This is a genomic window from Aliiroseovarius sp. ABM4_368, from assembly GCF_056161205.1.
Window position 1 is genome coordinate 580075 of the sequence record NZ_JBSWYR010000001.1, and the last position, 19175, is coordinate 599249.

A 19175-nucleotide genomic window follows, 5' to 3' on the forward strand; every position below is an offset into this window, starting at 1 on the left:
GGATCATGGTTACCCGTGAAACAGAAACCGGATTGAATACCCACTTCAATGTACCTGGAAGGGGAGAAGTTCCGCGAGGACGGCTCGCCAGCGAGGTGGAAAGGGGGCTTCACGAAGGCTACCACGTGCGTCGTGTGGAGGGTCGCCGGATTATCGCGTCTAATCCAAATGGGTCAGAACGCGACAATCTAGGTTAACAGTTTCGTCTGGGCCGCCCTGTCCCAAGTGGCGGCCCGGGCAAGGTTAGGGTGGGTCTGGGGGATGCCCGCCATCCTAACACGGGGCAGGTGCGCTTGCCCCAGACACAGGTAGGGCCGCAGGCAATAAATCAGAGCGGTACCAATGATGAGCCCTATCAGTGAAACTGGGGTGTCCTTCGGGACACCCCGTTTTTCTTTTGCCAAGAAAAACGCCCGGTCGCAGGTGCAACCGGGCGCTCGTCATTTTCAGGATCGTTTGCTTATGTGCCGCGGGACAGGGCTGCGACGCCGGTCCGTGCAACATCACTTAGGCCCAAGGGGCGCATCAGATCGGCGAAGGCGTCGATTTTCTCGGTCGTGCCGGTGATTTCAAAGACAAAACTGTCCAGCGTGCTGTCCACCACATTGGCGCGGAAAATATCGGCCAGACGCAGCGCTTCAACACGCTTGTCGCCCGCGCCTTCGACTTTTAACAGGGCTAGTTCCCGCTCGACCGCAGGTCCTTCGACGGTCAGGTCATGCACTTCGTGGACTGGAACGATACGGCCCAGTTGCGCTTTGATCTGTTCGATTACGGCGGGTGTTCCGGTGGTTACGACGGTGATGCGCGACCGATGTCCTTCGTGATCAACCTCGGCCACGGTCAGGCTTTCGATGTTATAACCACGGCCAGCAAACAACCCGATCACGCGCGCCAGAACACCGGCTTCGTTGTCAACAACACAGGCCAGTGTGTGGCTTTCCACGATGTCCAAATGTGGGTCACGCAGATCATATGCCGACTTGCGCGAAGAGCCTTTTTTAATTTTGAGTGCAGACATTTAGAGGCCCTCCTTAAACCAGTGTTGCGCCAGCGGCACCGATAACGCCCTGCGTCTCGGCCTCGCCCATCAGCATGTCGTTATGGGGTGCGCCCGAAGGGATCATCGGGAAGCAATTGGCGTGTTTTTCAACCAGAACGTCCAGAATGAACGGACCGTCATAATCCAGCATTTCCTGAATCGCGTCGTCCAGTTCCGCCGGGTCCGAGACCTGACGGCCTTTGCAGCCAAACGCCTCGGCCAGCTTCACAAAGTCCGGCAGGCTTTCCGACCAGCTGTGCGAATAGCGCTCGCCATGCAGCAATTCCTGCCACTGGCGCACCATGCCCAGACGTTCGTTGTTCAGGATGAACTGCTTGATCGGTGCGCGGAATTGAACCGCGGTGCCCATTTCCTGCATGTTCATCAGCCAGCTGGCATCGCCTGCCACGTTGATCACACAGGCGTCGGGATGCGCGATCTGCGCGCCCAGCGATGCGGGCAGGCCATAGCCCATCGTGCCCAGCCCACCCGAGGTCAGCCAGCGGTTCGGATCTTCAAAGCCAAGGAATTGTGCGGCCCACATCTGGTGCTGGCCGACTTCTGTGGCCACATAGCGATCCTTGTCCTTGGTCAGCGCCTCAAGTCGTTCCAACGCGTGTTGCGGTTGGATGACCTTATCGGTGTTGGTGTAGCTTAGGCAGCGGCGCTCTTTCCATTCTGCAAGCTGCGCGCCCCAATTGGCCAGACCGTCTTTATTGGTCTTGCGTCCGCGGGCTTTCCAGACTTTCAAAAGGTCTTCCAGCACGTGGCCCACATCGCCAACGATCGGCAGGTCCACATGGACCACCTTGTTGATCGAGCTGGGATCAATGTCTATATGCGCCTTTTTCGAGTTCGGGCTGAACGCGTCCAAGCGGCCGGTGATCCGGTCGTCAAACCGCGCACCAACGCAGATCATCAGGTCACAGTCATGCATCGCCATGTTGGCTTCATAAAGCCCGTGCATGCCCAGCATTCCCAGCCAGTGTTCACCCGAAGCAGGGTAGGCGCCCAGACCCATCAAGGTCGAGGTGATCGGGAAGCCGGTCGCATCCACCAGTTCACGCAGAAGCTGGCTTGCGGCAGGGCCAGAATTGATGACGCCTCCGCCAGTATAGAAGATCGGACGCTCGGCGGTTTCCATCAGCTCGGCCAGCTCGGTGATCGCCTCTATATCGCCGCGCATTTGCGGCTGATAGTGGCTGGTTTCGATCTTGGCGGGCGGGGTGTAGCTGCCGGTGGCGAACTGAACATCCTTTGGGATGTCGATCAGCGTCGGACCCGGACGGCCAGAAACCGCGACATGGAAAGCCTGATGTATGGTGTCGGACAGCTTGTCGGTCTCTTTCACCAGCCAATTGTGCTTGGTGCAGGGGCGGGTGATGCCAACGGTGTCTGCTTCCTGAAAGCCATCGGTGCCGATCATAAAGGTCGGAACCTGACCGGTCAGAACAACCAGAGGGATCGAATCCAGCAACGCATCGGTCAGCCCGGTCACGGCGTTTGTCGCGCCGGGGCCGGATGTTACCAGCACTACGCCGGGCTTGCCGGTCGCACGGGCATAACCTTCGGCGGCGTGGACTGCGCCTTGTTCGTGACGGACCAGGATGTGACGAATGTCATTCTGCTGAAAGATCTCGTCATAGATCGGTAGGACAGCGCCCCCGGGATAGCCAAAGACTGTGTCCACACCCTGATCCTTCAGGGCTTGAACTACCATTTTCGCTCCGGTCATCTGACGTGTCATCTTCTTCTCCGTTCCACGTGCGCTTCTCACAAAAAAGCCCCCGATCTTCTCGGGGGCGCATGGGGTTCCATTATGGTTCCGTTACCGGCCCATGCGCCAATTTTCAACAATCACTAGGACGCCGCCCATTGCAGTTTTCCCATGTTCTTGCCCAAGGAGATCCTTGAAGGCTTCTTCCATCTGTGCGCGGGACATTATGAGCGGTGGACGGACGCGTCAACAGCGAAAGCACGTATAAAATGTCGCGCAGGTGAATTTTTTGTAATTTTCGATCATTTTTGGGTGGGATTGGCGCAATTATTGGAAATTCAGATCGCGATCTGTCCGGTTTTCCATGATTTCAGCGCGCGATACCATGCGCGCGCAGCAATACTTCTGGTCTTTGCAGGTGATCAGGTCTCGCGTTGAGCCTTGCTGGCGGTGTCGGGCAGGGTGATGCTGGCGACTTGTTCAGCGATGGGATCGGTTGACAGAGGGTGCAGCTCGGCCGAGTAATCTTCGTCGACATTCAGCGGCGTCCAGTGATTGTCGCGATAGATCTCGATTGACGAGAACGTGGCCTTATAGTCCATCTTCGGGCTGCCGGGCACCCAATAGCCCAAATAGACGTAAGGCAAGCCCGCCTCGCGCGCGATGTCTATATGATCGAGGATCATATAGGTGCCAAGGGATTTGCGGTGCCAATCTGGATCGTAGAAGGAATAGACCATCGACAGCCCGTCTTCCAATACATCGGTCAGGCAGACAGCGCGCAGGGGGCCGGTGGCGTCATCACCGGGTTTTTGATCGGGCCCACGTTCGGCATATTCAATCACGCGGCTTTTGATCGGGGTTTCTTCGATCATGGCGGCGAATTCGAACACATCCATATCCGCCATACCGCCCTCGGCGTGGCGATTGTCCAGATAGCGGCGGAAAAGCTCATACTGGTCTTCGCTGGCCCAAGGTGCGCGAGCGCGGCGTTCCAGCATTGCGTTGCGTTTCGCAGTGCGCCGTTGGCTTTTGTTGGGTTCAAAGTCTGCCACCCGGATCCGTGCGGACAGACAGGCCGAACATTCGGCGCAGGATGGGCGATAGAGAACGTTTTGCGACCGTCGGAACCCTTGCTTTGACAGGGTGTCATTCAGCGTTTCCGCATGTTCGCCTTGCAGGGCTGTGAACAGCTTTCGCTCCATCCTCCCGTCAAGATACGGGCATTCCTGCGGGGCAGTCACATAGAACTGAGGGGCAAGCGGAAGTGTATGGCGCATGGGTTCTCGGTTTTACGTCAGATCGGGACGAGCCTAGCCTGACCAAGAGGGATCGGGCAAGCCCCCGCTTACCAACACAGTAAACAAGGGCTTTTAGTTGCTGATTTGGCCTTAGCGGCGTTCAGAGGCGCGGTTGATCGCGGCGGTGCCCAGCACCATGTCGCCCAGACCCTGACCGCGTGCGGTGGTGAACATCATCACGAGCGAGATCATTTGCAGCACCACAGTCGACATCGACAGGTAATACCCCAGCGTATGCAAGGCAGCGGTCTGGCGGTCAAAGCGCTGCCCGTCATGGCGGCGCAGCTCGATCGCGGTCAGGCGCATCCCGATTGTGGCGGACTTCCGGGTCAGGGCAGTCATGCGATAGACAAAGCCCACCGCCAGATAGACCAGACCCCACAAGAAGAACCCGATGCCAAGGGTCAAAAGCCCAATCAGGATACAGATCGCAACAATCAGCACGACGTCGATGACCCACGCCAGTAGGCGCTTCAGCGTCACGTCCTGATAGAACTCGGCCTGGGTGTCCGGGTCCGGCAAACCCCAAAGGCCTGCGCCGTGGGTGTTGCTGTTGTGGTCAAAGGAATGCGTCATTCGGGGTCTCGGGTCTTTCTTGTCAAAGGGAACCCGGCCCACTGGGGGCCGGGCAGAACAGCAAACTTAGGGGCAGTTTACTTCTTTTTGCGCTTGGGTTCATCCAAGATTTCGACATCCTCGGCCGTGTCTTCGGCGTCATCGTCAGACATGTCTTCTTCGTCGATGGTCGAATTGCGGGCGGCTTCGGCGCGTTCGTCCATGAACTGGTCGAACTCGGACTTGTCCTTTGCAGCGCGCAGGCGTTCAAGGAAGGCTTCGAAAGCTTCCTGTTCGCTCATCAAACGACGCAGGGTTTCTGCCTTATAAGCGTCGAAGGCCGAATTGCCCGAGGTTGCAAAGCCGTGGCGATGCGACATGTGACGGTCCTGCCAAGCCTGACTTTCATGGTGGTGGCGGTGAGAACAGGATTTCGAAAACATGCGTTTGCTCCAGATCATATAAGCCAAGAGGGCAAGACCGACGGGCCAGAACAGGATGAAGCTGACGACCATCGTAGCGATCCAAGCGCCTTTACCGCGTGCGTCCAGCCACGCCTCGGCGCGCGAGAACCAGCCGCGGGGGGCGGTGTCATAGTGGGTGGTGTGGGTTGCGGTGTTCATTGCGGTCTCCATCGTTCTGTCTGTGTTGCGTTTGAATGTGAATGCCTTTCACATGAGTAAGAGATGGGGGTTTCGGGGCTGGGTTCAAGGAGAAATGTGAAAGTATTTTACATTATTCGAGGATCGCGCTGATAATAAACGAAAAAAGCCGCCAGATTTGGCGGCTTTTTGTTTTGGTGTCGTCGCAATTAGTTGCGCGACCCGAACCACATGCGGCTGAAAAGCCCGTCTTTCAGCATGAATTGGTGATATGCCCAACCCGCGATATGGGCCAGAATGGTGAGCATCAACAGTTTTGACAGAACACCATGCGCCCTGCGCGCAGCGAGATGGTCAAAACTTTCGGGCAGGGGGCTATCCGCGCCGAAGAACACGATATCATGCAGTCCCGCGCCCAACGAGATCGCCATGCCGCTGGCGACCATCAAGAACACAAGTATATAAAGCGCCCAATGCGCCGCGGCGCCGGCAAGGTTCAAAAGCCCGTTTCCCGTTTCGGCCTTCGGCGGATGTGCGCTGCGCAATCGCGTCACAAGGCGCAGGATCATCAACACACCTACGATTATGCCGATAGACATGTGGCCCCGCAGGCTGAACATTTTGTCAGGGTGATCATTGGGCAAGGCGGCCAGCACGTTCGACCCCATGACCAACGCGACAATGACCATTAGGGCGACAAGCCAGTGGATGGCGACGAGAAGAGGGTGATAGCGTTTCATGGCGTTCCTCTTGTCTGTTGTGTCTGCCACGATACTTGCGATTGCAAATACATTAAGGGGAAAGTTGCAACTGCAAATGTCGTGACCTATGTTGTGAACCAAAGCAATGTAGGTCTGCCAAGGTGCCCTTATGAACAAACCCGACTCTGTGCATCCAACTCTGCGCGATCAGGCCAATATTACGCGCAGCACCAGTGCGGGCTGGATGTTGCAACGACTGGCTTGCATGACGGAAACCCAGATGCAGGCGCGGCTGAAGGCGCATGGGTTGAAGATGGATCACTTCATCGTGCTTATGGCCCTGACCGAGAAAGAAGGCGCCAGCCAGACTGAAATCGGCGCAGGGCTGCGGCTTGCAGGCTATACCGTCTCGCGTGCGCTGGATGCGCTGGAAAAACAGGGGCTGGTCACGCGCAAGCAGGACGAACAGTCGCGGCGCACGCATCGCGTATTTCTGACGGGCGAGGGCAGGGCGCTGATGCCCTTAATCTTCGGGATCGTTGGCGAGCAGAACAAGGATCTGTTGGATCTGCTGCCCCCAAATGATCAGCGCGAGTTTTTGCGACTTCTGACGCTATTGAGCAAAGCTGCGGGGTCCGGCTGCGGCTGACGTTCAGGTAAATTCACCCGGTAGCGCCCCACAGATGCGGATCAGATCATGTGGCGTTGCGGGGAACACGTGTCGTGGCGTACCCGCTGCGGCCCAAACCTCGTCAAAGTCCAAAAGACGCGCGTCATAAAAGGCGCGTACGGGATTGGTCAAACCCACGGGCGACACGCCCCCGATGGCAAATCCGGTTTCGGCGCGGATCAGTTTCGCGTCGGCTTTGCCCAAGGCCTCGCCTGCCAAGGTCGACGCCTTTGCTGCATCCACTTGATTGCCGCCCGCTGTCAAAAACAGCACCACATGGCCCGAGCTTTCGCCGCGAAAGATGATGGATTTCGCGATCTGGTCGATCTCGCAACCGCACGCGCGGGCGGCATCTGCGGCGGTGCGCGTGCCGTCCGACATCTCGACCACTTCTGTGGCGATGCCTGCGTCTTCAAGCGCGGCTTTGACCCGTTTCAGGCTTTTGGACATGGTGCTTCCTGTCGTCGTTTCTGGTCCGTTCCGCGACCATAGCCATTCGGCGCCAGCAAACAAGCTGCACAGAATGGTCGCAACCCCGTTTCCCATGTTGACCCGACCCGCCGCCCGGCGCAGTTTGCACATATGAGCCAGAAACCCTTCGCCGCCCGCATCTCTCGTACTCCCATCGCGTACGAGGCCGAACCCGCCGCAGATATCGACACGCTGTTCGCGGATCTGACGCCGGATCTGCGCGGCGTGCTGTCTGGGGCGGCAGGCTGTTCGCCTTACCTGAAAGGGCTGATGGAGAAGCAGGCGGATTGGTTGCGCGAAGCGCTGAGCATCGCCCCCGAAGACGCCATCACTGCTGCCATGCAGGACATGAACCGCGACAGCGACAGCGCTTTGCGAAAGTCCTTGCGCATTGCCAAACAGCGCATCGCGCTTATGACAGGGCTGGCGGATCTGGCAGGCGTCTATCAGCTGGAGCACGTCACCGGCGCGCTGACTGATTTGGCGGATTTCGCCACCCATTCTGCCATGACCTTCCAAGTCGGCCATGAAATCTCGCGCGGCAAGCTGCCCGGCATGACCGAAGATGACATCGAGGCCGCTGGCGGCATGGTCGCATTGGCAATGGGCAAGATGGGCGCGCACGAGCTGAACTACAGCTCGGACATTGACCTGATCATGCTGTTTGACGACAGCAGGTTCGAGGGCGCGGATTTCCACGAAGCCCGCGCCAGCCATGTGCGCGCCACCCGTAAGATGAGCACGATGCTGTCGGAACTGACCGAGGACGGATATGTTTTCCGCACCGATCTGCGCCTGCGTCCGGATCCGTCTGTGACGCCCGTCTGCGTCTCGATGGAAGCTGCCGAACGCTATTATGAAAGCCTTGGCCGCACGTGGGAACGCGCGGCCCACATCAAAGCCCGCCCTTGTGGCGGCGACATCGCAGCGGGCAACGCCTATCTGACCCGCCTGCGCCCCTTCATCTGGCGCAAGCATCTGGATTTCGCCGCCATCCAAGACGCTCATGACATGCGCTTGCGCATTCGTGAACACAAGGGGCTGCATGGCGACATCACGCTGCCCGGCCATGACATGAAACTGGGACGCGGTGGCATTCGCGAGATCGAGTTCTTCACACAAACCCGCCAGATCATCGCGGGCGGACGCGATGAAGGGTTGCGGATGCGTGGCACCGTGCCGGGGTTGGCCGCGCTTGCCGAGAAGGGCTGGATCCCCTCGGATGTGGCTGAAATCCTGACCCGCCACTATCGATTCCACCGCGAGGTTGAACACCGCGTCCAGATGTTCCGCGACGCCCAGACACACAACCTGCCTAAAACCGACGACGAGTTCGACCGTTTGGCCCGCATGATGGGCGAGGGCGACACGGATGTGCTGAGAGCCCGTATCCACGACGCGCTGGCTGAAGTTCACGAAGTGACTGAAGGTTTCTTCGCCCCCGACGGCACCTCGGCCGACAGTCGCGAGTTGTCGGAAGGCGAGGCCGAAATCGTCAGCCGTTGGGAAACCTATCCTTGCCTGCGCTCTGCTCGGGCCGTCGAGATTTTCAACCGCCTGAAGCCCGACCTGCTGGCTCGTCTGGCCGATGCACCACGTCCGCATGACGCGCTGATCCAGTTTGACGGCTTTCTCAGCCGTTTGCCTGCGGGGGTGCAGCTTTTCTCGTTGTTCGAGGCGAACCCGACGCTGGTCGATCTGATCGTCGACATCGCTGCCACGGCGCCCGCGTTGTCCGCCTATCTGGGTCACAACGCGCAGGTGCTGGACGCGGTGATCGGTGGCGGGTTCTTTGAACCGTGGCCCGGTGGCGCGGCACTTGAGGCCGAATTGGTGGCGCGACTGGACAATGCCCCGGACTATGAGACCAAACTGGATGGCGCGCGGCGCTGGATGAAGGAATGGCATTTCCGCATCGGCGTTCATTTCCTGCGCGGGTTGATCCATGCGCGCGAGGCGGGTGCGCAATATACCGACCTTGCGGATGCGGTCATTCGCGGGCTGTGGCCGGTGGTCGTGGACAATTTCGCGCAGAAACATGGCACACCGCCGGGGGCAGGTGCCGCGATCATTGGCATGGGGTCTTTGGGCGCGCGGTCTTTGTCTGCGACCTCGGACCTTGATCTGATCATCATTTATGACCCGGAAGGCGTGGATATGTCGGACGGGAAGCGCGTTTTGGCGACGCGCCCTTATTATGCCCGGTTGACGCAAGCCTTCCTGACCGCGCTATCCGCACCTATGGCTGAAGGGCGGCTTTACGAGGTCGACATGCGCCTGCGCCCATCCGGGCGACAGGGGGCTGTGGCGACTTCGATCGAAAGTTTCAAAGCATACCAACGGGACGAGGCGTGGACGTGGGAACACCTGGCCCTGACCCGCGCACGCGTGGTGACGGGGCCCGAAGGGCTGACCAAGGATTACAATCAGGCGCGAGCCGAGGTTCTGGGCTTACAGCGCGACCCGGCCAAGGTGATCAACGACGTGATCGAGATGCGCAATCGCATTGCGGGGGCTAAACAGGCAGGCGGCGCGTTGGACGCCAAGCTGGGCGAAGGACATCTTCAGGACGTCGAACTGGTGGCGCAAGCTGCCGCCCTTTTGGCCCCGCAAACGCCCCGCGCCCCAGACGAGCAGATCGCCCAAGGTGTCGCCATTGGCTGGTTTTCTGACGCGCAGGGGCGCGATATGGCAAAGTCCCATGACCTAATGTGGCGATTGCAGGCCGCGTCCAAACTGCTGTCTGACGGTCCCTTGGACCTTGAAACCTTGGGGCAGGGCGGGCAGGATCTGCTTCTGCGCGAGACCGGGGCGAAAAGTAAGGCCGCCCTGATCGAGGATCTTAAGAATAAAGCAAGGGCCGCCGCCCGAGCCATTGATAAGGTGCTGGCCAACCCGCCCGGGTGACGCCAGCCGGAGGACCACATGACCGACCTAATCGCTGCCATTGATCCACGCGGGCTGATCCGCGACAGCTATGTGATCGAAGGGATCACCCCGGGGGAATGCCGCTCGATCTTTCTGGATTGGGCGTTGTTTGATGATCATGACATGGCGCAGGCAGAGCGGATCAAGACCCTGCTTGATCACTATGGCCCCACGGACCCGAACCATCCGATGACGATGGTTTTGACAGATGCGTTGGAGGAAAAAGCCGAACCGAAGCGGCGCGGCGGGCGCAAGGCGCGGGTCGGGAACTAGCACCACACAAGCTCTTTTATATGGAAAGACCCGCCAATCAGGGCGGGTCTTCTTGGTTTTGATCTGATGGCCAGCCGGGCTTACGCTTCGATATGCTCGGCTTCTTTGGGCAGGATCAGGTTCAGGATGACACCAGCCACGCCCGCAAGGCCGATACCCGCCAGCGAGAAGCCTCCGCCAAACGGGATCGACAGCCCCCCAATCCCGATCACCAACACGGTCGAGACGATCACCATATTGCGGCTGTCGGTCAGCGCATCCGCGCCGATCCGCACCAGCACGGTCAAGCCGACCACCGTCACCATTCCGAACATCAGGATCATTATACCGCCCATGACGGGCATGGGAATGGTCCCCAGCGCGCCCGAGACCTTGCCCACGAAAGCCAAGGCAATCGCGAAAATCGCCGCCCATGTCATCACCGCCGGGTTGAAGGCGCGGGTCAGGGTGACGGCTCCGGTGACCTCGGAATAGGTGGTGTTGGGCGGACCGCCGACCAGACCAGCGAACACGGTCGCCAGACCGTCGCCCAGCATGGTGTTCTGGATGCCCGGCTCTTTCAGATAGTCCTTCTTGGTGACCGAGCTGATGGCCATCACGTCCCCGAAATGTTCAATTGCCGGGGCGATGGCGACGGGCAGAATGAACAGGATCGCGGCCAGATTGAACTCGGGCGCAACAAAGCCGGGCGTGGCAAACCATGCCGCATCTGTCAGGCTTTGGAAGTTCACAAGGGTCTCGCCGGTGATGGCGCCAAGGATCAGCGCCGAGACATAGCCTGCAATGACGCCAAAAATGATCGGAACTACTTTGATCATACCACGACCACGTATCGCGATCAGCATGGTGGTGCCAAGCGAAATGGCGGCCAAAATCAACGCATAGGATTTCGGCATGATCTGCGTGTCACCCGCCAGACCTGTGGCCATATTGATGGCCACGGGGGCCAGCGCCAAGCCGATCACCATGATCACCGGTCCCACCACGACGGGCGGCAGATAGCGGTGCAGCCAGTCAGAGCCCCAAATGCGGATCGCGAAGCTGATCACCACATAGAACAGACCCGCTGCTGCAAGCCCGCCCAAGGTGGACGGAAGACCCCACGTCTGCACCCCATAGATGATCGGCGCGATGAAGGCGAAACTGGATGCCAAGAACACCGGCACCTTGCCGCGTGTGACGATCTGGAAGATCAGCGTTCCGACGCCTGCGGTGAACAGCGCCACGCTGGGATCAAGCCCCGTCAGCAGGGGCACCAGCACAAGCGCCCCGAAGGCCACGAACAGCATTTGCGCGCCTACAAGCGCCTGTCCGGGCCCGAATTTATAGTCGGTCTGAGTGATGTCGCGATTCATTCCCACGTCCCTTTGTCTGAGTTCTCCGCTGTTTAGCGGTTCTGCCGCGAAGGGACATCCCAAAAGGGGACTGGCTGGATTAAGCCTCGTCTTTTGGACGCATCATCAGCCAGATCAGCGATGCGCCTGCAAGGGCTAGGAAGGGAACCATGGCGATGTTCACCGCGCTCCAGCCTTCAACGGCGGTGCCGCCCGAGCAATTCATCAACCCGCCTGACGCCAGCGACGCGATGGTCACGCAGCCAAAGACGATCATGTCGTTCATGCCTTGCACGCGACCGCGTTCTTCGGGTGCGTGGGCGCTGCCAAGCATTGTGGTTGCGCCGATGAAGCCAAAGTTCCAGCCAACACCCAAAAGGACAAGCGCGATAAAGAAGTTCTCTAACTCGACCCCTTGCAGGGCGACGACGCCGGACAGCGCAAGAATGACAAGGCCCGAGGCGATCACCGTGCGCACCCCAAAGCGTGCGATCAAGTGGCCGGTGAAGAAGCTGGGTACGAACATTGCCAACACGTGGGTTGTCACGATATTGCCCGCCATTTCGGTTTCGAACCCGCAGCCCACAACAGCCAAAGGTGTCGAGGTCATGACAAGGTTCATTAGCGCATAGGACACCATCCCGCAGATGATCGCGACGGCAATGACAGGATCACGCAAAAGCTCGAGCCGAGTGCGCCCTTTGGGATCATCCGCCTTCGGAGCTTCGGGTTTGGGAATGTCCAATCCCAGAAACAGGAATGCGCCGATGACGTTGATCGCGACCACGGCAAGATAGGCCCCAAGGAAGGGCACAACCATCAAATCATTGGTCACATTGAAAAGCTGCGGGCCGATCACAGCCGAGGCTAGCCCACCCGCCATCACATAAGAAATCGCTTTGGGGCGGAACTCTGGGCTGGCTGTATCAGTCGCGGCAAAGCGATAGAAACCTTGGGCGGACATGTAGATGCCGGTGAAGAACGAGCCCAAAAGGAAAAGAAGGAAATCAGATTGAGTTAGCGCATAAGCACTGATAGCCGCCCCAATGGTGCCACCTGCACAGCCAACCCAAAACCCGGCGCGTCGTCCATATTTCTGCATGAAACTGCTGAGCGGGTTTGCCCAGATCATCGTGCCACCGACCATCATCGAAATCGGAAGCGTCGCCCAGCAAGCATTGCTGGCAAGACTTTGCCCAGCAAGTCCTGCCATGGTGAACAACAAAGGCATCTGCGCACCAAGAAACGCCTGCGCAAGCACAAGAATGGTCACATTGCGCTTGGCGCGCGCGTCGTCGGCAGGTGTCAGGGTCGCATCGGTCATGCGCATATGCGTATCCATGCATGCCAGCTTTGACCAGAGCGAAATTGTACCCTTTGGTGGGGGGGATTGTCGCGCCTACGCCTTGTCGATCAAATGCGCAAAACTGCCAGACACGTGCCCCTCGATCAGCCCCATCGGAGCCAAAGCGCGGCCTTCTGCGTCGGTGGCATCAAACAGCGGTGCGCCTTCGGCCAAAAGCGTTGTGGCATAGTGGAATTCGTGGGCGTTCCAGTGACCGGAAAAAGGGCCGTTGGCCGCGTTGAGGGCGCGGTATCCAAGATGCAGCTTGCGTTTGGAAAAGCTGGTTTCCAAACCCAAAAGTCCCAGCATTTCATGACGATCGCCGTTTTTGTCGGTGATCGCGCGCCCAAGCGTCATATAGCCGCCGCATTCACCATAGATCGGGCAGGTGGCCGATTGCATTCCCTGTTTGAAGTTTTGCGCGGCGGCCAGTTTGCCTGCGTGCAGTTCGGGATAACCGCCGGGCAGAAAGATGAAATCTGCGTCGGGGGCGGGGGCGTCGTCGGCGAGCGGCGAGAAGGGCAGAACCTCGGCCCCGGCGGTGCGCCAGTCCGACAGGATATGCGGATAGGCAAAGGCAAACGCCTTGTCAGACGCCACCGCAATCCGCTGACCCGGAGGTGTCAGGCGCGTGGCAGCTCCCGGGTTAGCAGCGGTTTGACCCGCCAAAGCCACCAGCGCGTCCAGATCAAGTGCCGTTTCAACCACATCCGCGACACGGTCCAGATAGGCTTGCAGATCGGGATGTTCCTCGGCCTGAACCAAACCAAGATGGCGCGAGGGGTGTTCAAGGCCGGACTGACGGTACACGGCCCCCAGAACCGGGATCAGGCTGTCTTGCAGGCTGGCGCGCAGCATCGCCTCGTGCCGTGGACTGCCCACATGGTTCAGGATAACGCCTGCGACGCGGACATTCGGGTCGTGCTGTGCAAAGCCGTTCACCAAGGGGGCGACCGAATGGGCCAGACGGGCGCAATCGATCACTAGCACAACAGGAAGCCCAAATATACGCGCCAAATCAGCGGTTGCGCCACGTCCTTCCGGTGGTGCGCCGTCAAACAAGCCCATCGCACCTTCGATCAGCAGTAATTCAGCGCCAGAACGGGCCAGATCATGCAGACGCGCGGGGCCCATCGCCCAAGCGTCTAGATTGGGGCATTCGCGCCCACAGGCGGCGGCGTGAAACCGGGGGTCGATATAGTCGGGGCCGGATTTTGCCCCGCTGACATCCACGCCACGTCGAGACAGCGCGCGCAACAGGCCAAGCGTCAGGGTGGTTTTGCCACTGCCCGAGGATGGCGCGGACAGGATCAGGCCCTTGGGCGAAGGCATCAGCGATCCTCGGCCGGGCGGCCACGGCCCAGCGGATCGGTGTTTCTCGGGTCCAGACCGGCGGCCAGTGCCTGCCAATCCAGCGCCTGCCGCATCAGAACAGCACGTCCCACACAGATGATGGCGGGCGCACCGATGCCTTCGCGATCCGCGTCTTCAACGCAGGTGCCAAGGGTGGTTTCCAAGACGCGCTGATCGGGCGTTGTGGCATTCATGGTGATGGCGACGGGTTCGTCTTTCGCACGACCAGCGGCCATCAGCTCGGACCGGATGCGGTCCAGATGCTTCATTCCCATATAGATCACAATGACTTGCGACCCCTGTGCGATCGCTGGCCAGTTCAAAGATCCGGTGGCGTTGCCAGACTGGTCGTGACCCGTGACAAATGTCACGGACTGGTTCACATCGCGGTGGGTGACGGGGATGCCTGCATAGGCCAGCCCGCCAATCCCGGCGGAAATGCCGGGAATGATACGGATCGGGACACCGTGTTGCACAAGCGTCTGGCCTTCCTCGCCGCCACGCCCAAAGACAAACGGGTCGCCGCCCTTCAGACGCAAAACGCGTTTGCCTGCGCGTGCCAGATCCACCAGCCTTAATGAAATATCACGCTGTTTCGCTGACGGTTTCCCGCCGCGCTTGCCGGCATAGATTACCTCGGCCTCGGGACGCGCCCAGTTCAGGATCTCGGGCGAGACCAGCGCGTCATGCACGATCACATCTGCCTGCATCAGCGCGTTTACGGCGTGAATCGTCAAAAGTCCGGGATCTCCGGGGCCAGCGCCGCACAGCCAAACCCAGCCGGGTTCCAGCGTGGGCCAGTTGTGGCCGGGCAAAACAGGGGCGGTATAGGTGTGCGAGTCGGTCATGCGCCCCTTATGCACCCGTTGGCCGCGCACGAAAAGCCGAACTGCGACGTCACAGAACGGATTGGCGGCGCTGATTTGCCAGCCTATAGTCAGTACGATGGAACAGACAGCCCCCCTCGAGTTGCGCCGTGGATGGACCACGGGCGCCTGTGCGACCGCCGCAGTGAAAGCGGCGTTGGACGCGCTTTGGGGGCAGGGCGCACCGTCGCGCGTGACGATCACGTTGCCGCGCGGAGAAACCCCCGATTTCCTGATTTATGACCTGATCTCCGGTGACACTTGGGCGGAAGCGGCAATCGTGAAGGACGCGGGTGACGACCCTGATGTCACCCACGGGGCAGTGATCCGTGCGCGCGTGACCCCAGCCAAGCCGGGGCAAGGCGTGTTCTTTGTCGCGGGTGACGGCGTGGGCACAGTGACAAAGCCCGGCCTGCCGATTCCTGTCGGTCAACCTGCCATCAACCCGGTGCCGCGCCAGATGATCAAAGGTGTCGTACACGAAGCCTCTGCCACCTATGACCAGCCTGCCGACGTGATTGTCACCATCTCGGTCGAAGACGGGGCGGCGCTGGCGGAAAAAACGTGGAACCCGCGGCTTGGCATCAAGGGCGGGCTGTCCATTTTGGGGACGACGGGCATCGTGCGGCCGTTTTCGTGTTCGGCCTGGATCGCCTCGATCCATAGGGGGATTGATGTTGCGCGGGCCGAAGGGCTGACCCATGTGGCGGGTTGTACCGGAGCCACGTCCGAGAAGGTCGTGCAGGGGCTGTTTGGCTTGTCAGACGGGGCGATGCTGGACATGGGCGACTTCGCGGGTGGAATGCTGAAATATCTGGCGCGCAATCCGGTGGACCGCGTGACCATCGGGGGCGGCATCGGTAAGCTGACCAAGCTGGCGCAGGGCGCGCGGGATTTACATTCGGGGCGCAGTCAGGTGGATTTTGATGTGCTGGCAGAGTGGCTGGAGGATCCTGAGGTTGCTGGAATGAATACAGCCTTGCAAGTTTTTGAAAAACATGGGGAAGTCATGTCTTCCATGATTGCCGAAAAGGCGAAGGAACAGGCACATCAAATCCTACGTGGTGCACCAATTACCGTAGACATCACTGTGATTGACCGAAAGGGCGAGATTATCGCGCAAGCCCTGTGAAGATCCTTCTTTTGGCGGGAACGGGCGAAGCACGCGCACTTGCGCAGCTTTTGGCGGATCAGGGGCAGGACGTTCTGGCTTCGTTGGCTGGTGTGACGCACTCTCCTTTGGCCTATCCGGTGCCGACGCGGGTCGGTGGGTTTGGCGGAGAGGCTGAACAACAGGGCTTTATGGCCGCCCAAGGCTTTGACGCAGTGATCAATGCGACGCATCCGTTTGCGGCGCAGATTTCTGAGCGTAGCTTTCGTATATGTCGTTCATTATCAGTGCCTTACCTTCGCTTGTTAAGAGCGGAATGGTGTGCGGATAGCGGCGATGACTGGCATCTGATCGACCATATCAACACGGCGTCCAAGCATGTACCGCCCGGCGCACGAGTTCTTCTCGCAACCGGGGCAGCTTCGGTCGCAGATTGGGCCGCGCTGGCCGAGGGGCGGACGCTGTTTTGCCGCCGCGTGGATGCGACAGACGATCCTTTTCCTTATGATGGCGGCTGGATCGTCGGACGCCCGCCATTCTCGCTTGAAGAAGAGTTGGAGACGTTGCGCAGCCACCGCATCACCCATTTGGTCAGCAAAAACGCAGGTGGGCCGACCAACGCCAAATTGCTGGCCGCACGCCAGTTGGGCGTGCCGGTGGTGATGCTGAACAGGCCTGCTTTGCCCGGTTGCGACTGCGTAGAAACCCCTCAAGAGGCGCTGGAATGGCTGATACGGTTGACGCATTGATCCAAGGGCAGGGCTGTCTGCAACGCGAAGCGGGTGCGCTTTGCGGGATCGAGCCGCGGTTCCGGCCCATTTGGGATCAACTGGACGAAATTCCGTTGCGGTTGCGCCCGGACGGATTCGCCGCCCTGATGTTCGCCATCGTGGGGCAGCAGGTCTCGACCGCATCCGCCGCCGCGATATGGGGCAGGGTGCAACAGGCAGGGTTTGAGGATCCCGCCAATGTCATCCGCGCCAGCGATCAGGATCTGGCCGATGTGGGCCTATCACGCCCGAAAATCCGCTATGCTAAGGCTTTGGCTGAAGCGGGAATAGACTATCCCGCGTTGCACTACCTGCCATCCGATCAGGTGATCAAGACCCTGACCTCCGTGCCCGGGATCGGCGCGTGGACGGCCGAGATCTATGCGCTGTTTGCGCTGGCCCGCGCAGACGTGTTCCCAGCAGGCGATTTGGCCCTGCAAGAGGCGGCAAAACGGCTGTTTGATCTGCCCGAGCGGCCCAAAGAAAAGGCTATGCGGGCCATGGCGCAGGCGTGGTCCCCCAACAGGGGCGTTGCGGCGCGGTTGCTCTGGGCCTATTACCGCATGGAAACAGAACGCGAAGGGATAGGCGAATGACCCGGATCTTGGAAAGCAAACGGCGCGAAGCGGCCTCGGGCACCACGAAATCAGTGGTGGTGTTTCTGCACGGCTATGGCGCGGATGGCGCGGATTTGCTTGGGCTAGCCGATCCTTTGTCGGAACACATGCCCGATACCACCTTCATCGCCCCCGATGCGCCCGAGAAATGTTTGGGCAACCCGATGGGATACCAGTGGTTCCCGATCCCGTGGCTAGACGGTTCATCCGAAGAAGACAGCATGCGCGGCGTTGAAATGGCGACGGGCGACATCAACGCCTTTCTTGATCAGGTTCTGGAGGATGAAGGCATCGAGCCTTCGCAACTGATCGTGTTTGGCTTTTCGCAAGGTTCGATGATGTCCATGCGCGTATTGCCCCGCCGGGACGAGCCGATTGCCGGTCTGGTCGCGTTCTCGGGTCGGATGTTGGAGCCGGATCAGTTTGCTGAAAACGTGGTGTCGAAACTGCCCATTCTGCTGGTGCATGGTGATCAGGACGACATGGTGCCTCCGGGTCATTTCAGTGAAAGCGGCGAGGTGCTGCAAGCTGCCGGGTTCGAGACCTATGGCTTCATTATGAAAGGCACAGGCCACGGCATTGCGATGGACGGTTTGTCGGTCGCGCTAAGCTTCATGTTGGACAAGCTGGGGCTGGCCCCGGCCGAAGCCGCCAACTGATCACATCTGGCCCACTGCCTGTCACATCCCTGAGATAATCCGATGTTATCCCGCTGATGACCCCATATGTTGGGGTTGTCAGGTTGCCTTATCAATATATAGTCAGCCTATAAGCATGGGGCGGGCGTCCCCGCCCCGATAACCTTTTGAGGGTTTATACGGGCGAGGATTGGATGCGTCATGGATGGAGATTTCAGGACTGATTTTGTACGGGAAGGCGGCGGCGTTAAACAGCGTTCCGCCTTGGTGTTGAACGCGGATTTCAGGCCATTGTCCTATTATCCGCTGTCTCTCTGGCCTTGGCAGGAGGCCGTGAAGGCCGCCGTGCTGGATCGGGTCAATATATTGGCCGAGTATGACGAGGTGGTCAGAAGCCCGTCGCTTGAGCTGAGGATCCCCTCGGTCGTGGTATTGAAAGACTATGTGAAACCTCAAAAGCGCGTGGCCTTCACGCGCTTTAATTTGTTTTTAAGGGACGAATTTTGCTGTCAGTACTGTGGGGCGAAGGGGGATTTGACCTTTGATCACGTGGTGCCACGGGCTGCGGGCGGCGTGACCAGCTGGGAAAACGTTGTTGCCGCGTGTCAACGTTGCAATCTGAAGAAGGGGTCGAAGCCGCTTCGGCATTCGGGGCTGACATTGCGCAAACCTGCGCGCCAGCCCACGGCAGAAGAGTTGCGCAATGTGGGGCGGAAGTTCCCGCCCGGTCACTTGCATGACAGTTGGATGGACTTTCTGTACTGGGATACCGAATTGGACGCGTAATCCCTTCTCGGAACAGCGCGCAGCGCCCGAGCGTTCGTCTGCCCGTCCCGGCGGGCTGGTGAAGTCGCTCTGGAAGCGTGTTCAGATGGGGCAGT

The 19175-nt window shown here is 59.6% G+C and carries 19 protein-coding genes; 8 read left to right on the forward strand and 11 right to left on the reverse strand.

From position 1 onward, the window contains the following. Positions 1-460 precede the first annotated feature (460 nt). The 6 genes from ilvN to ACXAH3_RS02910 form a co-directional block, all read right to left on the reverse strand. Complete coding sequence (gene ilvN / locus ACXAH3_RS02885; protein ID WP_474860561.1) at positions 461-1021, reverse strand: acetolactate synthase small subunit; 561 nt, start codon at positions 1019-1021, stop codon at positions 461-463. 13 nt (positions 1022-1034) lie between these two features. Further along, positions 1035-2789 carry an acetolactate synthase 3 large subunit gene (locus tag ACXAH3_RS02890; RefSeq protein ID WP_474860562.1) on the reverse strand — a complete coding sequence of 585 codons (1755 nt, stop codon included), beginning with the start codon at positions 2787-2789 and terminating at the stop codon, positions 1035-1037. A 392-nt stretch (positions 2790-3181) separates the two neighbouring features. Next, positions 3182-4039: an arginyltransferase gene (locus tag ACXAH3_RS02895; protein WP_474860563.1), complete on the reverse strand. Its 858-nt coding sequence runs from the start codon at positions 4037-4039 to the stop codon at positions 3182-3184. Between the two features lie 111 nt (positions 4040-4150). Then, on the reverse strand, positions 4151-4636 hold the full coding sequence (locus ACXAH3_RS02900; RefSeq protein WP_474860564.1) for an RDD family protein: 486 nt from the start codon (positions 4634-4636) through the stop codon (positions 4151-4153). Positions 4637-4713: 77 nt separating this feature from the next. Continuing rightward, a complete protein-coding gene (locus tag ACXAH3_RS02905; RefSeq protein ID WP_474860565.1) occupies positions 4714-5238 on the reverse strand; it encodes a DUF2852 domain-containing protein in 525 nt (174 codons plus the stop codon). A 188-nt stretch (positions 5239-5426) separates the two neighbouring features. After that, a complete protein-coding gene (locus ACXAH3_RS02910) occupies positions 5427-5957 on the reverse strand; it encodes a cytochrome b (protein WP_474860566.1) in 531 nt (176 codons plus the stop codon). Between the two features lie 130 nt (positions 5958-6087). On the opposite strand from ACXAH3_RS02910, the gene ACXAH3_RS02915 reads away from it, so the two are divergent. Further along, positions 6088-6567: a MarR family winged helix-turn-helix transcriptional regulator gene (locus ACXAH3_RS02915; protein WP_474860567.1), complete on the forward strand. Its 480-nt coding sequence runs from the start codon at positions 6088-6090 to the stop codon at positions 6565-6567. A 3-nt stretch (positions 6568-6570) separates the two neighbouring features. On the opposite strand, the gene ACXAH3_RS02920 is transcribed toward ACXAH3_RS02915, so the two are convergent. Next, positions 6571-7038 carry a YbaK/EbsC family protein gene (locus tag ACXAH3_RS02920; protein WP_474860568.1) on the reverse strand — a complete coding sequence of 156 codons (468 nt, stop codon included), beginning with the start codon at positions 7036-7038 and terminating at the stop codon, positions 6571-6573. A 132-nt stretch (positions 7039-7170) separates the two neighbouring features. Here ACXAH3_RS02920 and ACXAH3_RS02925 point away from each other — a divergent pair, with 132 nt between their 5' ends. Both ACXAH3_RS02925 and ACXAH3_RS02930 read left to right on the forward strand, forming a co-directional pair. Continuing rightward, on the forward strand, positions 7171-9966 hold the full coding sequence (locus tag ACXAH3_RS02925) for a bifunctional [glutamine synthetase] adenylyltransferase/[glutamine synthetase]-adenylyl-L-tyrosine phosphorylase (protein ID WP_474860569.1): 2796 nt from the start codon (positions 7171-7173) through the stop codon (positions 9964-9966). Between the two features lie 18 nt (positions 9967-9984). Next, on the forward strand, positions 9985-10260 hold the full coding sequence (locus ACXAH3_RS02930; protein WP_474860570.1) for a hypothetical protein: 276 nt from the start codon (positions 9985-9987) through the stop codon (positions 10258-10260). An 80-nt stretch (positions 10261-10340) separates the two neighbouring features. Here the strand turns inward: ACXAH3_RS02930 and ACXAH3_RS02935 are convergent, their stop codons facing one another. From ACXAH3_RS02935 to cobA, 4 genes are all read right to left on the reverse strand, one after another. Next, on the reverse strand, positions 10341-11615 hold the full coding sequence (locus ACXAH3_RS02935; protein WP_474860571.1) for a uracil-xanthine permease family protein: 1275 nt from the start codon (positions 11613-11615) through the stop codon (positions 10341-10343). Between the two features lie 79 nt (positions 11616-11694). Further along, positions 11695-12918, reverse strand: coding sequence for an MFS transporter (locus tag ACXAH3_RS02940; RefSeq protein WP_474861144.1), 1224 nt, complete (start codon positions 12916-12918; stop codon positions 11695-11697). A gap of 75 nt (positions 12919-12993) precedes the next feature. Further along, positions 12994-14271 (reverse strand): cobyrinate a,c-diamide synthase, encoded by a 1278-nt coding sequence (locus ACXAH3_RS02945; RefSeq protein ID WP_474860572.1) that lies wholly within the window; start codon positions 14269-14271, stop codon positions 12994-12996. After that, positions 14271-15140, reverse strand: a complete 870-nt coding sequence (cobA, locus tag ACXAH3_RS02950) for a uroporphyrinogen-III C-methyltransferase (RefSeq protein ID WP_474860573.1) — start codon at positions 15138-15140, stop codon at positions 14271-14273. Before cobA ends, ACXAH3_RS02945 begins: the two co-directional genes overlap by 1 nt. Positions 15141-15237: 97 nt before the next feature. Between cobA and ACXAH3_RS02955 the strand changes: the two genes are divergently transcribed. From ACXAH3_RS02955 to ACXAH3_RS02975, 5 genes are all read left to right on the forward strand, one after another. Further along, the gene (locus tag ACXAH3_RS02955; RefSeq protein ID WP_474860574.1) at positions 15238-16290 is read left to right on the forward strand and encodes a cobalt-precorrin-5B (C(1))-methyltransferase; all 1053 of its coding nucleotides are present in this window, start codon (positions 15238-15240) and stop codon (positions 16288-16290) included. Further along, on the forward strand, positions 16287-17018 hold the full coding sequence (locus ACXAH3_RS02960; RefSeq protein WP_474860575.1) for a cobalt-precorrin-6A reductase: 732 nt from the start codon (positions 16287-16289) through the stop codon (positions 17016-17018). Before ACXAH3_RS02955 ends, ACXAH3_RS02960 begins: the two co-directional genes overlap by 4 nt. Beyond that, entirely contained in the window at positions 16994-17635 is a 642-nt protein-coding gene (locus ACXAH3_RS02965; RefSeq protein WP_474860576.1) for a DNA-3-methyladenine glycosylase family protein, read from the forward strand. Before ACXAH3_RS02960 ends, ACXAH3_RS02965 begins: the two co-directional genes overlap by 25 nt. Next, complete coding sequence (locus tag ACXAH3_RS02970) at positions 17632-18315, forward strand: alpha/beta hydrolase (RefSeq protein ID WP_474860577.1); 684 nt, start codon at positions 17632-17634, stop codon at positions 18313-18315. Before ACXAH3_RS02965 ends, ACXAH3_RS02970 begins: the two co-directional genes overlap by 4 nt. Positions 18316-18495: 180 nt before the next feature. Next, positions 18496-19080 carry an HNH endonuclease gene (locus ACXAH3_RS02975; RefSeq protein ID WP_474860578.1) on the forward strand — a complete coding sequence of 195 codons (585 nt, stop codon included), beginning with the start codon at positions 18496-18498 and terminating at the stop codon, positions 19078-19080. The last annotated feature ends 95 nt before the right edge of the window (positions 19081-19175 follow it).

What these genes read in the sequence shown, in the direction of transcription:
- ACXAH3_RS02945 (WP_474860572.1), bottom strand. Translation starts at nt 14,271, where the DNA reads ATGCCTTCGCCCAAGGGCCTGATCCTGTCCGCGCCATCCTCGGGCAGT.
- ACXAH3_RS02910 (WP_474860566.1), bottom strand. Translation starts at nt 5,957, where the DNA reads ATGAAACGCTATCACCCTCTTCTCGTCGCCATCCACTGGCTTGTCGCC.
- ACXAH3_RS02900 (WP_474860564.1), bottom strand. Translation starts at nt 4,636, where the DNA reads ATGACGCATTCCTTTGACCACAACAGCAACACCCACGGCGCAGGCCTT.
- ACXAH3_RS02915 (WP_474860567.1), top strand. Translation starts at nt 6,088, where the DNA reads ATGAACAAACCCGACTCTGTGCATCCAACTCTGCGCGATCAGGCCAAT.
- ACXAH3_RS02925 (WP_474860569.1), top strand. Translation starts at nt 7,171, where the DNA reads ATGAGCCAGAAACCCTTCGCCGCCCGCATCTCTCGTACTCCCATCGCG.
- ACXAH3_RS02920 (WP_474860568.1), bottom strand. Translation starts at nt 7,038, where the DNA reads ATGTCCAAAAGCCTGAAACGGGTCAAAGCCGCGCTTGAAGACGCAGGC.
- ACXAH3_RS02970 (WP_474860577.1), top strand. Translation starts at nt 17,632, where the DNA reads ATGACCCGGATCTTGGAAAGCAAACGGCGCGAAGCGGCCTCGGGCACC.
- ACXAH3_RS02975 (WP_474860578.1), top strand. Translation starts at nt 18,496, where the DNA reads ATGGATGGAGATTTCAGGACTGATTTTGTACGGGAAGGCGGCGGCGTT.
- ACXAH3_RS02940 (WP_474861144.1), bottom strand. Translation starts at nt 12,918, where the DNA reads ATGACCGATGCGACCCTGACACCTGCCGACGACGCGCGCGCCAAGCGC.
- ACXAH3_RS02965 (WP_474860576.1), top strand. Translation starts at nt 16,994, where the DNA reads ATGGCTGATACGGTTGACGCATTGATCCAAGGGCAGGGCTGTCTGCAA.
- ACXAH3_RS02890 (WP_474860562.1), bottom strand. Translation starts at nt 2,789, where the DNA reads ATGACACGTCAGATGACCGGAGCGAAAATGGTAGTTCAAGCCCTGAAG.
- ACXAH3_RS02935 (WP_474860571.1), bottom strand. Translation starts at nt 11,615, where the DNA reads ATGAATCGCGACATCACTCAGACCGACTATAAATTCGGGCCCGGACAG.
- ACXAH3_RS02955 (WP_474860574.1), top strand. Translation starts at nt 15,238, where the DNA reads ATGGAACAGACAGCCCCCCTCGAGTTGCGCCGTGGATGGACCACGGGC.
- cobA (WP_474860573.1), bottom strand. Translation starts at nt 15,140, where the DNA reads ATGACCGACTCGCACACCTATACCGCCCCTGTTTTGCCCGGCCACAAC.
- ACXAH3_RS02895 (WP_474860563.1), bottom strand. Translation starts at nt 4,039, where the DNA reads ATGCGCCATACACTTCCGCTTGCCCCTCAGTTCTATGTGACTGCCCCG.
- ACXAH3_RS02930 (WP_474860570.1), top strand. Translation starts at nt 9,985, where the DNA reads ATGACCGACCTAATCGCTGCCATTGATCCACGCGGGCTGATCCGCGAC.
- ACXAH3_RS02905 (WP_474860565.1), bottom strand. Translation starts at nt 5,238, where the DNA reads ATGAACACCGCAACCCACACCACCCACTATGACACCGCCCCCCGCGGC.
- ilvN (WP_474860561.1), bottom strand. Translation starts at nt 1,021, where the DNA reads ATGTCTGCACTCAAAATTAAAAAAGGCTCTTCGCGCAAGTCGGCATAT.